This is a genomic window from Streptomyces sp. NPDC015139 (assembly GCF_043079785.1).
Classification (GTDB): domain Bacteria; phylum Actinomycetota; class Actinomycetes; order Streptomycetales; family Streptomycetaceae; genus Streptomyces; species Streptomyces albidocamelliae.
Genome location: NZ_JBIBUW010000001.1, coordinates 609567 through 624233, shown reverse-complemented (window position 1 = coordinate 624233; position 14667 = coordinate 609567). Strand labels below are relative to the sequence as shown.

Here is a 14667-nt window from a genome sequence, read left to right as displayed (position 1 = left end):
CCAGGTGCCCATCGCGGCCGCATGACCGCGCTATCACCGCCCTATCCCGGCCCTGTCCGGGCCGTGGATGCGCCGTGATGCCGTGCCGATAGGGCGACACCGGAAAGTGGGTCCTGCCGACCTCGGCGCCCCTTCGGGGGGACAGCCCTCAAGGAGTGGTCCGAATGACCGTAGTGACCCGGGACGCGGCGACACCCGCCGCGTTCGGCGTCCCGAATACCGAATCGCGGCGCGGCACGAGAGAAGCGGTGCGTGCGCACCGGAGCCTCTTCTCGACCGTGGCCCAGGAGGAGGTGCACGACTGATGACGATGGACGCGGAGTTCTACTCCCGGGTGGCCGAGCGGTTCGGCGGCTACTTCAGCGATGCGCGCAGCACCGACGTGTTCGCCGACGGCCGCCCGGACGCCGTCTTCGACGAACTGGCGACCGCACTGGGAACGCCACAGGCCCGGCTGCTGGATGTCGGCTGTGCCGACGGGCGCAGCCTGCTGCGCATCTCACGACCGTACGGCGCCGTGACCGGGATCGACCTGTCGCCGTCGATGCTGGAGTGCGCCGCGCGGTATCGAGCCGAGGCAGGTCTGCCGCATGTCACGTTCGAGCTGCGCGACGCCGCGCATACGGGGTTGCCCGACGGATACGCCGACGTGGTCACCTCCCGCCGCGGTCCGCTGATCGCCGGCGAGTTCGAGCGGGTGCTGCGCCCCGGTGGGGTCGTGATGTACATGGGGATCGGCGAGCAGGACGCACGCGAACTCAAGGAGACGATCGGCCGCGGCCAGAATTTCGGCAGCTGGAACGGCAGGCCCTTGGCGGACGAGGTGGCCCGGGAACTCTCCGACGCGGGCTTCGTCGTGACGCGAAACCAGCCGTTCCGGTTCGAGGAGTTCTACCACTCGCCGGACGACCTGAACACCTTCCTGCACCAAGTGCCGATCGTCGACAACTACGATTCCGCGGCGGACCGGGAGGCGTTCGACCGATATGTCGCCGCGGTCTCCGTCGATCAGGGCGTCCGGCTGAGCCGGCACTGGTTCATCGTGCAGGCGCGGAAGCCGGCGGCCGTCGAGCCGTCCCACCCCTAGGAGGCGGTGCGCCATGGAACAGGATCTCGTGGTCAACGAAGTCTTCGGTCCGACCGTCCAGGGTGAGGGTCGGTCCATGGGACGCAGGTGCGCGTTCCTGCGACTGGGCGGGTGCAATCTGTCGTGCTCGTGGTGCGATACGCCCTACACGTGGGACTGGGTCGGAGCCGCCGACGGCGGGATCGCCCACGATCCGCGCCAGGAGCTGCACCGCCGCCCGGTCGACGACGTCGTCGAAGAGCTGCTCGCGTTCGACACCGAGCTGATCGTGATCTCGGGCGGTGAGCCCCTGGGCCAGCAGGAACGGCTGATCCCTCTGGTGGCGGCGCTGACCGAACGCGGTAAAGAGATCGAGATCGAGACGAACGGAACGCACGCCGCGCACCCCGAACTCGTCGCCGCCGGCGTCAGGTTCAACGTCTCGCCGAAGCTGTCGCACTCCGGTGACCCCCTGCGGCGCAGGATCGTCCCCGCCGCTCTCACCAGTCTTTCGGCCCTGCCGGACAGCACGTTCAAGTTCGTCTGCCAGAACACCCGCGATCTCGACGAAGTGGCCCAGCTGGTCGCCGACTTCGACCTGCCCTCGGTGTGGATCATGCCGATCGGGCGTACCGCCGACGACGTCACCAAACACATGGGCGAGTTGGCCGACGCGGTGGTGGAGCGCGGCTGGAACCTGACGACGAGACTCCACACCCTGCTGTGGGGCGAGAAACGCGGCGTGTGACCCACGGCCCGCACAAGAAGAAAGGGACTTCGACCGATGACATTTCGGATCACGAAGAAGTTTGAATTCTCGGCCAGCCATCGGCTCTCCGGCCTTGCTCCGGACCACCAGTGCGCCCGGATGCACGGGCACAACTATGTGATCGAGCTGGAACTCGCAGCCGATGACGCGAGTCTGCTGCCCGTGGGCTTCGTTCGGGACTACGGAGATCTGTCCGCGTTCAAGGAATGGATGGACAAGCAGCTTGATCACCGGCATCTGAACGATGTGATGGACGAAAACCCGACGGCCGAGAACATGGCCGCCTGGGTCTACAGGACATGGGTGATGGAGTTTCCCGAGCTGACCTGTGTCCGTATCTCAGAGACTCCCAAGACGTGGGCCGAGTACCGGCCGTGAGGCCAGTGACGACGAAGCCCGGACGAAAGGCAGCCGCATGTCGGTGACAAATGTGGACCTCGACGGTGACCCGTCGGCGACCAGGACGACCGAGGACCCACTGGTCGGGATCGCCCGCCAGTTGCTGGAGGAGATCGGCGAGGACCCCACTCGTGACGGACTGCGCGACACCCCCGCGCGGTTCGCCCGCTGGTGGCGCGAATTCATCAACTACGACCCGGGTTCGCTGGGCACGCTTTTCGAGTCGATCGGCACGAGCCAGCTCGTGGTCGTCTCGGGCATTCAGGTCTGGTCGCTGTGCGAGCACCACCTCCTGCCGTTCAACTGCTCCGTGACGATCGCGTACCGCCCGACGGGGCAGCTGCTCGGCCTGTCGAAGTTCGCCAGGGTCGCCCATCAGTACGCGCACAGGCTGCAGGTCCAGGAGCGTCTCGTGGACCAGATCGCGCTGGAGATCAGCACCCTGAGCGGCACCCCGGACGTCGCCGTGATAGCGAAGGGCGAGCACCTCTGCATGTCGATGCGCGGCATCAAGGCTCCCGCGCAGATGACGTCGACCGCGTATCGCGGGGACTTCAGCACGGACCCCGGGCTCCGGGGCGAGCTGTTCGACCTGCTTCGGGCCTGACGAGCCGTCCGGCTCCGCCAGTGGGCCGCCCACGTCCTGCCGGGGTCGGTGATCCGGTAGCCGCCGGACCACGCGATCCGCACCGGGTGGCCACGCGTACCGGCAGCGCCGTGCCGGACTCTCACCGCGCTCCCACCGTTCGTCGCAACGGGGTTCCCGCCGGCTCAGCCATCGGGTCGTCACCCGGCACGTCGATCGCCTCCACGCCGATCCCCGCATTCTCCTTGCCGGCCGTGCCGCGGGCGCGGCGGTCGTCGGCCGCGGCCCGGTCGCGGAGCGGCGCACGACAGGCCGCTCTCTTCGGCACATCCGCGATGCCGGTCCGGTCGACATGAAAGGACAACGATGAACACCATTGATTCCTCCACGCCCGCGGAAGCGGCGCGGCTGCTTCCCGAGCTGGACGCCGAGCGGCTGCTGGCCGACCTCATGACCGCACGCGACCACCTGTGGGACGAACAGAGCTCGCACGAGAACGGGCGAGTCTCCAGGTGGGCCGAACAGGACTGGCGCTGTCTCCCGGTGCGCAGCCCCGGTGGTGACAAGACACGCACCGACCCCGGCGGCCCCGGCAGCGCGGAGTTCGCCGACACCGAGTGGCTGGACCACATGCCGTACGTGCGGGAGGTCCTGCACACGATTCCCGGCCCCCTCTACGCCGCCCGGTTCCTGGACCTCGGCCCCGGAGTCGTCGGATACCGCCATTGCGACACCAAGTTCGCCCCGGACTGGGGGCTGGCCCGGCTGCACATCCCCGTCATCACCCACGAGGAAGCCTCGCTCGACCTCGACGGGCAAATGCATCGCTGGCAGCCCGGTGAGTTCTGGTTCGGTGACTTCAGCCGCAAGCACCAGATCCAGAACCTCGGACCCGAGCATCGGGTGCATCTCGTCGTGGACGTGCTCGTCACACCGGAGCTCGCGCGGCTGTTCCCGGCCGACTGGGCCGACTACTTCGACGGCCCGGATGTGCTCTACAACCGTCCGGGCGTGGCCACGACCGACCAGGAGCGCAAAGCCGCCCGGTGTTCGTTCGACGCGCCGGAGCACCTGCTGGAGATAGAGGTGTTCGGGTCGCTCACCGGCGCGCAGCCGCAGGCCGGCTTCGCCATCGTCGACACCGGCACGGAACTGGCCGTCCGCTCGCCGCAGGACCACCTCTTCCCGCTGGTGGCCCTCGGCGGAAACGAATACCGCCTGGTCGGCTGGAGCGAGGAGCGGACCATCACCACGCGGCTGGACGGTCCGCGGCCCGAGGTCGAACTGACCTACCGCAAGGGCCGGGAATCGACCCGCCTCGTCGTCCCGGCCACGCCGACGCCGTGACGGACGCCCCTGCGTCCGCCGCCGCTCCGGCGCACAGCACACCGCGGTCCTGACCCACAGGTGCTGATCCTCCATCCCTTTCCGTCTGCCGGAAGTCGACACATGCCGAAAACCGTCGCAATCGTGTCCGGCGGCCTGGACTCGGTCACCATGGCCTACCACCTCCAGGCGCAAGGACACACCCTCCACCTGCTGTCCGTGAACTACGGACAGCGTCATCTCATCGAGCACCGGTTCGCCGCGAAGGCGGCTCGAACCCTCGGGGTACCCCACGACGTCGTCGACCTCAGCCCCGTCGGCAAGCTCCTGAGCGGCTCCTCGCTCACCGACCCGACCGTCGACGTGCCGGATCACGGCAGCGGGTCGTCCGGCGGCAGCCCGAACGTCGTACCCAACCGCAACGCCCTCCTGCTGTCCGTCGCCTTCGCCGTCGCCGTCGCCCAGCAGGCGCAGGCGGTGGCCGTCGGAGTGGTCGACGACCTCCAGGCCGCACCCGACAGCAATGCCGCCTTCATCGATTCCTTCCTCGCCATGGAGCGGATCGCGACCGAGGGATACGCGCACCCCGACCTGACCCTGACGGCACCGCTGGTCAAGCTGCGCAAGAGCGACGTGGTCTCGCTCGGCGAGGAACTCGGCGTCCCCTGGACCGAGACCTGGAGCTGCTTTCGCGGCGACACGCTCCAGTGCGGGCGGTGCGCAGCCTGCGAGGAGCGCCGGCAGGCGTTCCGGGACGCCGGCGTGACCGATCCGACGACCTACCAGAACAGCGATTCGAAGGAGCTGTCATGACCGACCCGTTCCCCGTGCTCGATCTCCGGGACGCCGCCGGTTCGCCAGAAGCCCGGGCAGAGTTCCTGCAGCGGTTGCGCAGGGCCGTGCACGAGATCGGCTTCTTCCAGCTCGTCGGCCACGGCGTCGAGGACGCCGACGACATGCTCGACCTCACCCGCCGGTTCTTCGAGCTGCCCGAGGCCGACCGGCTCGCGCTGAACATCCTCGACTCGCCACTGTTCCGCGGCTACTCCGAACTCGGCCGTGAACACACCCGGGGCGTGCCCGACCAGCGCCGCCAGCTGGACATCGGCCCGGAGCAGCCCGCGAGGCCGTCCGAGCCCGGGGATCCCGCCTACCGCTGCCTGATCGGCCCGAACGAGTGGCCCGCCGCGATGCCCGAGCTGCGCCCGGCCATCGAGTCCTGGATCACCCGACTGACCGATCTGTCCCACCAGCTGCTGCGGCTTCTGCTGGAGTCGCTCGACGCCCCCGCCGGCTTCCTGGACGACGTGGTCGATCCGGATCCACAGATCCACCTCAAGCTCCTGCACTACCCCGGTCCCACGCAGACGAGCGAGGACACCGGTACCGGTCAGGGGACGGGCATTCACAACGACCTCGGGTTGCTCACCCTGCTCGTCCAGGACGACAACGGCGGCCTTCAGGTCGCGGTCGAGGACGGCCGGTTCGCCGACGTACCGGTGATCCCGGGGGCGTTCGTGGTCAATCTGGGAGAACTGCTGGAGGTGGCGACGCGGGGCTATGTGCGCGCCACCCTCCACCGGGTGGTCCGGCCCGCCCCGGGCGTCGACCGCTACTCCATTCCCTTCTTCTACAACCCCCGGCTGGACGCCACGATGCAGCCCCTGCCCAGCCCGTACGTCGAGGGCGCCGACGGAGTCATCGACGTCGTCGGCAACCCGCTGTTCGCCCTCTACGGCGACAACGTCATGAAGGGGCTGGTCCGCTCCTTCCCCGACATCGTCGCCCGGCACCATCCCCACCTGGCCGCGGTGGCCGGGTCCAGGAACTCCTGACACCGGCCGCCGGCGCCGGCGGCCGGTCCGAGGGGGTCCGCACGAACCTGAGGCAAGGCGATTTCTCATGAGAATCAACCTTCTCGGGCCGCTTCAGGCCTATGGGGACGATGACCGCGTCGACATGGCGCCGGCCGCCCAGAAAGTACGCCAGACACTGGCGGTGCTCGTACTCAACGCGGGCCGGGTGGTGCCCTTCGAACACCTCATGGACGAACTGTGGAACGACAACCCGCCGGCCAGCGCGCCCACGGCGTTGCAGACGTACGTGTACCAGCTCAGGAAGCGGTTCTCCCTCGGCAATCCGAGGAGGGGCGGCGCGGTACGTGCGGCCGGGCCGCTGCTGGGCACGGTCGACGGCGGCTACCAGCTGTCGCTGCCCGCCGACCACGTGGACGTCTTCCGTTGCGAGCCGTTGCTCGCCCGTGCCCGGGCGGAGTTCCACGACGGAGACTTCGCCGGGGCCCGTGACACAGCCGCCGCGGCGCTGCGGCTGTGGCGGGACGACGCCCTGGTGGACGTGCGCAAGGGGCCCATGCTGAAGGCCGAGGCCATCCGGCTGAAGGAACTACGCACCAGCGCACACCACTTGCGCATCGAATCCGACCTGCACCTCGGCCGGCACCACGAAGTCCTCGGCGAACTCACCTCGATGGCCGTGCAGGAGCCGACGGACGAGCGGGCCCAGGGCAATCTGATGACGGCGCTCTACCGCATGGACCGGCGGGCGGAAGCGCTCCAGGTCTACCGGCGGGCACGCGAGCGGATCACCACCGAGCTGGGACTCGATCCTTCACCCCAACTCCAGGCCCTGCACACGGCCGTGCTCACGTCGGACGAGGCGCTGCTGCGTCCCGGCGGGCGGCTCACGGTCGTGACCGCGGCCCCCCGGCCGCCCTGCCATCTGCCGGCCCCGCGCGAGCGTCTGACCGGACGCGCCGGCCAGCTGGCGCGCCTCACGGAGGTACTGGCCGGCCGGGCGCGGGAGGACCGGCCGCTCGTGGTCGTGGGCGGTGCCCCCGGCACCGGGAAGAGCGAACTGTGTCTGCACGCCGCGCATCAGGTGAGCGGTCACTACCCGGACGGGCGACTCCACGCACGTCTGCGTGACGGCGCCGGCCGGCGGGTGCGGCCCGCCGAGATCCTCCGTTCGTTCCTGCGCGGACTCGGTGCGACAGAGGAGCAGTTGCGGCAGAGCACGACCGACCTGAGCCTGCTGTTCCGTACCTGGACCGCCGACCTGCGCGTTCTGGTGGTGCTCGACGACGTGTGCGACGTGGAGGAGCTGACGCCGCTGCTGCCCTCAGGTGCCGGCTGCGGCGTGGTGATCGGCAGTCGTAGACGGCTGTTCGTGTCCTCGACGGCGGTCCACGTCGATCTCCCCGGACTGCCCTTCGACGACTGTCTGCGACTGCTCGCGTCCTCCGTGCCGGGACACCCCGTCGCCCTGGACCCCGAAGGACTGCGACAGCTCGCCCGGTTGTGCCGGGGGCTGCCGGGCGCGCTCTTCGCGATCGCGGCGCAGTTGCGCCGCCGTCCGCACTGGACGGCTCGGCAGGCCACCGCGTGGGTACTCGCGTCCGGGGGCGCCGACAGCGATCCGCTGGGCGTGTGGGCGGGATTCGACCGGACGCTCGCGACACTGTCCGCCGAGTCGCGGTCCCTGGCCCACGCGCTGTCGTCTTCCGTCACCCCCGACCGGCTCACGCCGGCGCTCGCCGCCGCGGCCCTCGGGATCAGTGACCAGCGTGCCGAGGACCTGCTGGAGGAACTGGCGGAGAACTACCTGCTGCGCCCGCAACATCCGAGTGTGAACGGCCGGTTCTCCTACGAATGGGAGCCTGGGACAAGCCCGTTCGCGGCACGGCCGGGCAGGGCGCCGGTCATGCGCTCCGCCTGACGCCCCGGCCCACCCCTGGCTCCCTCCACGGGCTGAGCAGCCTCCCCGGCCTCGTGATCGCCGGGATGACCTCACACAGAACCGCTCCGGCCGGCGCGGCCCTTTCCGAACCTTCCACACAGCCGAATCTTGGAGAACCGCCATGCCGAAGCGCCCGAAACTCGTCCTCGTCGGTCAGTTGTCCGTGTTTCCCTGGGCGTTCGAAGCCGCCGAACGTGCCGGCATCGACCTGATCCTCGTCCCCAGGGGAGACGACACGCTGGAGTCCGCCGGGCGGCCCGACGCGGTCGTCGAACTGCTGCCACTGGACGTCGACGACGACCCGGACGGTGCGTTGGCGGCGCTCGCCGACCGCCACCGGCAAGAGCCCTTCGACGGCATCATGTCGGGCAACGAAAGGGTCATTCCCTTCGTGGCGCGCGCCGCTCGGGAGCTGGGCTTCCCCGGGCTGACCGAGGAGGCGGCGGCCGTGGTGCGCGACAAGCGCAGCATGCGTCAGCGCCTCCTGGAAGCGGGGCTGGGCGTGCCCGGTTTCGTGGTCGTCAAGGATCCGGACCACTGGACCGACGCGCTGACCCTGCGCTTTCCCGTCGTGGTCAAACCGGCGAACGGCCACTCCAGTTTCGCCGTCATCCGCGCGGATGACAGGGACAGCCTGGAGCAGGCCGTGGCCCGCACCTGGAGTCTCGTCGAGACTCACATGGGCGCCGCCGACGGATCGCAGTCGGACACCGGTGTGCTGGTCGAGGAATACCTGGACGGGCCGGAGATCTCCGCGGAATCCCTGGTGTTCCACGGACAGGTACGGGTCTGCGCCATCAGCTGGAAGGGCGAACTGACGGGGCCCTACTTCGAGGAGACCACGCTGCGGGCCCCGGCCCAGCTGCCGGCCGAGACACTCGCCGCGATCGAGGCGGAGGTGATCGGCGCCCACCACGCCTTCGGCGTCACGGAAGGCACCACGCACACCGAACTACGGCTGGTGGGCGGAGTACGGCCGGTGCTGCTGGAGATGACCGCGCGCCTCGGAGGCGGAGGCAACATGCACCACCTGACCCACGTCAGCAGCGGGATCGACCTGGCCGCCGAGGCGCTGCGCATCCACCTCGGCCAAGAGCCGCTCTGCTGGCGCGAGGAGCCGGCCCCGGCCGGCCACGCGGCGGCCTATCTGGTGCCGATCGGCGACGGCGGACGGGTCAAGCGGATACGGGGCCTGGAGGCGGTGCGTGCCGACCCGCGGGTGGACTACGTGGTGGAGACCGCGGGTCCCGGAGCACTGTTGCGCCCCTACCCGGACTGGACCGGAAACCCGGCGGTCGTGCTCTCGCACCACGAGTCGGATGCGGAGGCCGCGGCCTACCTCGCCCACCTCGCACAGACGCTGCACGTCGAGTACGAGGAGCGGGACTGACCTGAAGCGTGTCCGCAGCCGGCGCCCTCCCGGCCGGCCGGACCCGGGACGGCCGATCCGGCGACCGCCGTCACCGGGCGTGACCGGACCATCGGTCGCACCCGACATCAACCGCACCCGTCCCGGCCGTACACGCCGACGCCACCGGGACACCCGTACAAAGGGGAAACACCATGACCGCCAGCACCAGCGACACGCCGACCACCGGACGGCAGCTCCATGACGGCGTACCCGCCTTCGCGGAGCAGGTCCGCCGCACGGGCTTCGTCGTCATACCCAAGGAGGAACTCGCCGGGCTGATCAGCGACGCCGACCTCGACGAACTCCGCGAGGCCTGGGAGGACCTGCCGGTCGACACCCAGGTCGACGGCGTCGGTGTGTACCGCGAGCGCCGCTACAGCCGGTTGCGCGTCGTCGTCGACGGCGACACCGTCACCTACGAGGTCCTGCCCCACGCCGCCTTCCGTCAGGATTCCATCCCGCTGTGGGAGGGCAAGGACCGGCTCTTCGAACCGGTCGACCAGGACCTCCTGCTCAGCCCCACCATGCGCGCGCTGGTCGGTTTCAACGCCCGGATGGCGACCGCGGCGGGCGGAAACAACTCGTGGCGGACCGGGGTCCACCTGGTCCGCGTCGTCGCCCGCGCCGACGCCGACGGACTCCCCACTCCCGAGGGCCGCCACCGCGACGGGCACTCCTACGTCGGGATGCACCTGATGCGCCGCGAGGGCGTCACCGGCGGCCTGTCCACCGTCCACCCCAACGACGGCGGCGACATCGTGCAGACCACCCTGGTCCAGCCGCTCGACACCATGTTCGTCGACGACAACATGATCACGCACGAGGTCTCGCCGATCGTCCCCGAGGGTGCCTCGGGAGTGCGCGACATGCTCATCATCGACATGAACCCGATGGCCTGAGCGAAGCTCCCCGGAGCACGGACCGTGTGCACCACGTACTCGCCGCCGGCACCAGTACGCCGGAGCCTTCCCGGCAATACCGGTGCCGGCGGCGGCCTATGGACCCGGGCCGGCTCCCGTGACCCCCCGGGAGCCGGCCCGGGTCCGCGGCGTCGGAGAACCCGCTCGCCCCGGCGGCCGTCGGCCTCAGCAGTACGGCTCCCAGAGCTCGTACTCCAGGGCGCCGGAGATCGCGGGCGAGGAGTCGCGCAGACGAGCGAGCAGGGCGTGGTTGTGCGCGCGGATCTCCTCGTCGTACCCGGCCAGCGGGCTGTCCTCGGACAGGTCCAGGAGCCACAGCGGCCGGAGCCTCGCGCCGCGCAGCGCCTTTCCTTCCGCGGTCTCGGTGCCCGCGTGCACCCAGCGCACTCCGGGCAGACGCGCCGCCATGTAGTAGGTGAGGTTGAAGTACTCGGCGGCCGAGGCGAGTCGGTCGTGGTCCAGACCCAGCGCCCGCAGGTACACGGTTTCGCCCCGGCGGTAGTACATGCAGAAGCCGACGGGCGGTTCGCCGGGGCGCGAGCACAGCACGACCTGGGCGCGTGAACCGGCGAGTTCACCCTGCTTGCGGAAGGACTCGGCCATCGGGGCCACGTCGACGGTTCTGCCGTAGCGCAGCAGCGAACGGGCCAGCAGCCGGGCGACGTCCTGCCAGGACTCGGCGAGCGTCCGGTGCTCCAGCTCGTATCCGGCCTTCTCGAACTTCCGTATCTCGCTGCGGATACGACGGGCCCGGTGCGCCGACAGCGATTCCAGCCAGGCGGGGAAGCCGCCGGGCGGAATCTCGATCCAGGCGTCGGTCTTCAGAGCGACCGGGGCGGTCCGCACCCCCGCCTCTCGCATCGCCTTCACGTCCCCGGTGGTCAGGTACATCGCCACGCGGGCGATCTTCGCGTCCCCGTGCACGGGTGAGCGCAGCGCACGGATCGCGCCGAGCACTTCGGCGGCGGCCTCGGCCCGATCGGTACCCTCACCGGTCAGCAGGTGCGCCAGGTAGCCTCGGCGCTGGCCGATCAGCAGGCCGCCGGGCTCGGGCGCCGGCAGGCCGCGCGCGGCAAGCAGGTCGTGCCACCGCAGATCCGGGTTGGGCTCGTCGGTCACCGCTGCCACCGGGATCGCGGCCCGGCCACCGCCCGGGGTCGGTACGTGCAGTCCGCCGGAGACCGCCCCGGGATCGAGGGCGCACACCCGCAGCCACAGCGCCGACGAGTAGAACCGCCCGTCGGCGAGCCGGTCCCACTCGGTGTCCCCGAGCCCTCCGACGGCGTCGGCGAACGTGTCCGTCGTGGCGGTCATCGCGCCTCCAAAGTCTCTGCCTGACCGTGCCCGCGAACTCGTCGCGCGATCGGACGCTGAATGTCAGCGGCGGCCTTTTCCGGTGGTTCAAGAAATCATTACTAACACAGGTACTCAGTGCCCGTAGGGGTCAATGGACAGCAGATAAGCCCCGATTGAGCCCCGATTGAGTCGCGACGGGGAACGGAGTGGAACAGTGGCCGTCGCGGACCGAGGGGCTCGGTCATCAGCGAGCAGGAGCGGAGATCACATGTCGGCGGAGCGGGTAACGGCCCAGTACAACGAGGCGTTCCGCGCGCCGGGCAGCGACCTGCCCGGGGTCGCTCAGCACGTCAAGAACTTCCCGACGCTCGTACCGTGGCACGGCGAGTACCTGGCCAGGCCCCTCTTCGTCGCCGAGCGAGAACTTCGCGAATTCTCCGACGACCTGCAGCACCTCATCGACATTCTCCTTTCCCTGCCGGACCGCATGTTCGGCGGCGATCTGGACGCTTTCCGAAAGGTGCTCGGCATCAGCGACGGCCGATGGGAGGCGATTCGGCGCTTCGGTGACCTGGTGCCCCCCTCCTTCGGCCGGGCCGACATGTACCACGACGGCACCTCGTTCAAGCTCCTCGAGACGAATCTGGGGAGCGAGTCCGGCGGCTGGGCTCTCGCGAGTGAGATGTCCCAGGCGACGATGGAGGTCGATGCCTTCGCCGACTTCGCGCGCCGGCACCGGCTCGGCCATGTGCATCCCATTCGCGCCGTGGTCGAGGCGCTCCGCCGCTTCGGCGCTCGGGTGGCACCCGGCCGCGAGCCGGTGGTGGCCATGCTCGAATGGCGTGGCGGAATGAGGGACTACGGCGAGCTCTGGCTCAACTTCCAGTCCGCACTGCGCTCAGCCGGTTTCGACATCCTGCTGGCCGAGGTGTCCGATGTGCACGAACGCGAGGGGGCGCTCTACCTCGGGGACAGGAAGATCGACGTGGTCTACCGCGCCTTCGTCCCGGACCAGATCGCCGAGGAGCCCGGTGGCTGGGACCTGATCGCGCCCCTGCTCCGCGCGCACCAGGCGGGCGGGACACTGCTGTGGACCCCGCTCTCCAGCAACGTGTTCGCCAACAAGGCCTGCATGGCGCTGCTTTCGGACCCGTCGTGGCGGCGCACCTTCAGCGAGGACGAGTGCCGACTCGTCGACCGGGTGCTGCCCTGGACCCGCCTGATCAACACCGACGTACTCAAGGCGGACACCGACCTCGTCGACGAATGCCTGGCGCGGCGCGACCAGTTGATCCTGAAGGTCAACGGGCGCGGCGGAGGAGTCGGCGTCGTGGTGGGCTGGGAAACGGACGACGCCACCTGGCGGAAGGCTCTGGAGAGCTACGCCGAAGAAGGCTGCATCGTGCAGCAGCGGGTGACGCCGCGTTCCGAACTCGTGGTGGACCCGGTATCCGGGGAAACCGAGGAATGGCATGCGGCCTACGGCCTGTTCTACACCCCGGACGGTTGTGCCGGATCCTACGCCAAGGTGGTGCCGGCCGGTTCGGGCGGCATCATCTCCATCGCATCGCATGCCAGGGCGTGCAGCGCGGCTGTCTTCTACCAGAGCGAGCTGCCCGCCGGTGCGGCGAAGTAAAGAGAAGACGTCATGATGCCGCAGCAGTCCCCCGCACCTTCGGCGTGGCAGCGGTTCCAGACGGCCTGGGGTCTGCCGAACCTCGACGGGAAAGGCCGCTTCGTCACGGCCAATCTGATCGACAGCCTCGGGAACGGGTTGGTGGTGGCGTTCACCGTCGTCTTCTTCGTGAAGACGACGACGCTGTCACTGGTCGCCGTCGGCGCCGCGCTCACTGCCGGCCAACTGCTCGCCCTGCCCTTTCCGCTGATCATCGGGCACCAGCTGGACAAGTACGGTCCGCGCCTCGTGGTCGGCGCGGGCAACTGGGTATCGGTGGCCGGATTCATCGGTTTCCAGTTCTCGCACGCGGCCTGGCAGATCGTGTTGTGGCAATGCGTGGTGCAACTGGGTTCCACCGCCTTCTGGATGGGCAACAGTCCACTCACCGTGCTGGTCGCCCAGGGCGCCGAGCGGGCCCGCTGGTTCGGCTTCGTGCGTGCCATGCGGAACGTCGGCGTCGGTTTCGGCGGCGTCGTGTCCGCGGTGGCCCTGAGTATCGGAACCGTCGCCGGGCTGCGGACGGTCATGGTGATCAACGCGGTCACCTTCGCCGTCGCGGGCTGGCTCATTCTCACCTTGCGGGGCGCGGACACCGGCGCGGCGGCCGGCGCCGAGCCCGACGAGCCGAAGCCCGTCCGGCCGGAGCAGGCAGCGGACGAACCCACCCGGCAGCCCTCGGCCGGCTATCTCATCGTACTGAAGGACACCCGGTATCTGCGGCTGGTCGCGACGAACATCGCCTTCGTCTTCGCCTCCACGGTGATCTCCGTGCTGCTCGCCGTCTACGCCGTGGACAACCTCGCTGTCGACGCCTGGATCGTCGGTGCGATCGTCGTGCTGAACGCGGCCATGGTCGCACTGCTCCAGACGCTCGCCAGCCGGTGGATCGAGTCCCGCAGCCCGGTGACGGTGCTGGTGCTGGCCCTGCTGTTCAACGCGGCGGCGTTCGTCGTCTTCGGCACACTGCTCGTGCTGCCCGGCTGGGCGGTGGTCGTCGGGCTGCTGATCGCGATGGTGCTCTACACCGTGGGCGAGATGCTCGGCTCGCCGCCGACCAGCGAACTGAGCGTGGTGATGGCACCGGAGCATGTGCGGGGCCGCTATCTCGGCGTCTACCAGATGTCCTGGTCCATCGGTGCCGCCGTCGCCCCGGCGCTGCTCACAGCGCTGCTGGAGGGCGGTGCGGCGCTGCCCTGGATGTTCCTCGCCGCGATCAGCGTGCTGTCCGTACCGCTCGTGATCGGGCTCGGCCGGCCGCCCACCGACACGGGCCGGGCCGGGCCGGCCAGGGACACGTCCCCCGCGGAACGGTTCGGAGGCGACCCCGTCGACTGAACCTGGCCACGGTTGCCGAGCCGCACCGAACCCAACGCCGTCCGCCGTCCGGTAGCACACCGGACGGCGGACGGCGTTTCCCGTGTTCGCCGTTCACCGTTCACCGTTCGCCGCCCCGCGCCGCA

Annotated in this window: 14 protein-coding genes; 13 read left to right on the top strand and 1 reads right to left on the bottom strand. The window is 69.7% G+C overall.

What is annotated here, in order from left to right; all coding sequences use genetic code 11:
• Positions 1 to 164 precede the first annotated feature (164 nt).
• The 11 genes from ACF08B_RS02755 to ACF08B_RS02705 all read left to right on the top strand — a co-directional run bounded on the left by ACF08B_RS02755 (position 165) and on the right by ACF08B_RS02705 (position 10212).
• On the top strand, positions 165 to 305 hold the full coding sequence (locus ACF08B_RS02755; RefSeq protein WP_392315713.1) for a hypothetical protein: 141 nt from the start codon (positions 165 to 167) through the stop codon (positions 303 to 305).
• Positions 305 to 1087 (top strand): class I SAM-dependent methyltransferase, encoded by a 783-nt coding sequence (locus ACF08B_RS02750; protein ID WP_392315712.1) that lies wholly within the window; start codon positions 305 to 307, stop codon positions 1085 to 1087. The genes ACF08B_RS02755 and ACF08B_RS02750 overlap by 1 nt, the downstream gene beginning before the upstream one ends.
• A 13-nt stretch (positions 1088 to 1100) precedes the next feature.
• On the top strand, positions 1101 to 1814 hold the full coding sequence (locus tag ACF08B_RS02745; protein WP_392315711.1) for a 7-carboxy-7-deazaguanine synthase QueE: 714 nt from the start codon (positions 1101 to 1103) through the stop codon (positions 1812 to 1814).
• Positions 1815 to 1850: 36 nt separating this feature from the next.
• Positions 1851 to 2213, top strand: coding sequence for a 6-pyruvoyl tetrahydropterin synthase family protein (locus ACF08B_RS02740; protein WP_392315710.1), 363 nt, complete (start codon positions 1851 to 1853; stop codon positions 2211 to 2213).
• Positions 2214 to 2250: 37 nt separating this feature from the next.
• A complete protein-coding gene (gene folE / locus ACF08B_RS02735; RefSeq protein WP_392315709.1) occupies positions 2251 to 2841 on the top strand; it encodes a GTP cyclohydrolase I in 591 nt (196 codons plus the stop codon).
• Between the two features lie 345 nt (positions 2842 to 3186).
• Complete coding sequence (locus ACF08B_RS02730; RefSeq protein ID WP_392315708.1) at positions 3187 to 4167, top strand: aspartyl/asparaginyl beta-hydroxylase domain-containing protein; 981 nt, start codon at positions 3187 to 3189, stop codon at positions 4165 to 4167.
• 102 nt (positions 4168 to 4269) lie between these two features.
• Positions 4270 to 4959, top strand: a complete 690-nt coding sequence (locus ACF08B_RS02725; RefSeq protein ID WP_392315707.1) for a 7-cyano-7-deazaguanine synthase — start codon at positions 4270 to 4272, stop codon at positions 4957 to 4959.
• Positions 4956 to 5981 carry an isopenicillin N synthase family dioxygenase gene (locus ACF08B_RS02720; RefSeq protein WP_392315706.1) on the top strand — a complete coding sequence of 342 codons (1026 nt, stop codon included), beginning with the start codon at positions 4956 to 4958 and terminating at the stop codon, positions 5979 to 5981. The genes ACF08B_RS02725 and ACF08B_RS02720 overlap by 4 nt, the downstream gene beginning before the upstream one ends.
• A 67-nt stretch (positions 5982 to 6048) precedes the next feature.
• Positions 6049 to 7881, top strand: coding sequence for a BTAD domain-containing putative transcriptional regulator (locus tag ACF08B_RS02715; protein ID WP_392315705.1), 1833 nt, complete (start codon positions 6049 to 6051; stop codon positions 7879 to 7881).
• Between the two features lie 142 nt (positions 7882 to 8023).
• Complete coding sequence (locus ACF08B_RS02710) at positions 8024 to 9292, top strand: ATP-grasp domain-containing protein (RefSeq protein WP_392315704.1); 1269 nt, start codon at positions 8024 to 8026, stop codon at positions 9290 to 9292.
• Between the two features lie 173 nt (positions 9293 to 9465).
• Entirely contained in the window at positions 9466 to 10212 is a 747-nt protein-coding gene (locus tag ACF08B_RS02705; protein WP_392315703.1) for a 2OG-Fe dioxygenase family protein, read from the top strand.
• Between the two features lie 186 nt (positions 10213 to 10398).
• Here the strand turns inward: ACF08B_RS02705 and ACF08B_RS02700 are convergent, their stop codons facing one another.
• Entirely contained in the window at positions 10399 to 11547 is a 1149-nt protein-coding gene (locus tag ACF08B_RS02700; protein WP_392315702.1) for a GNAT family N-acetyltransferase, read from the bottom strand.
• A 250-nt stretch (positions 11548 to 11797) separates the two neighbouring features.
• Here ACF08B_RS02700 and ACF08B_RS02695 point away from each other — a divergent pair, with 250 nt between their 5' ends.
• Positions 11798 to 13165: a hypothetical protein gene (locus ACF08B_RS02695; RefSeq protein ID WP_392315701.1), complete on the top strand. Its 1368-nt coding sequence runs from the start codon at positions 11798 to 11800 to the stop codon at positions 13163 to 13165.
• 12 nt (positions 13166 to 13177) lie between these two features.
• Positions 13178 to 14542 (top strand): MFS transporter, encoded by a 1365-nt coding sequence (locus ACF08B_RS02690; protein WP_392315700.1) that lies wholly within the window; start codon positions 13178 to 13180, stop codon positions 14540 to 14542.
• The last annotated feature ends 125 nt before the right edge of the window (positions 14543 to 14667 follow it).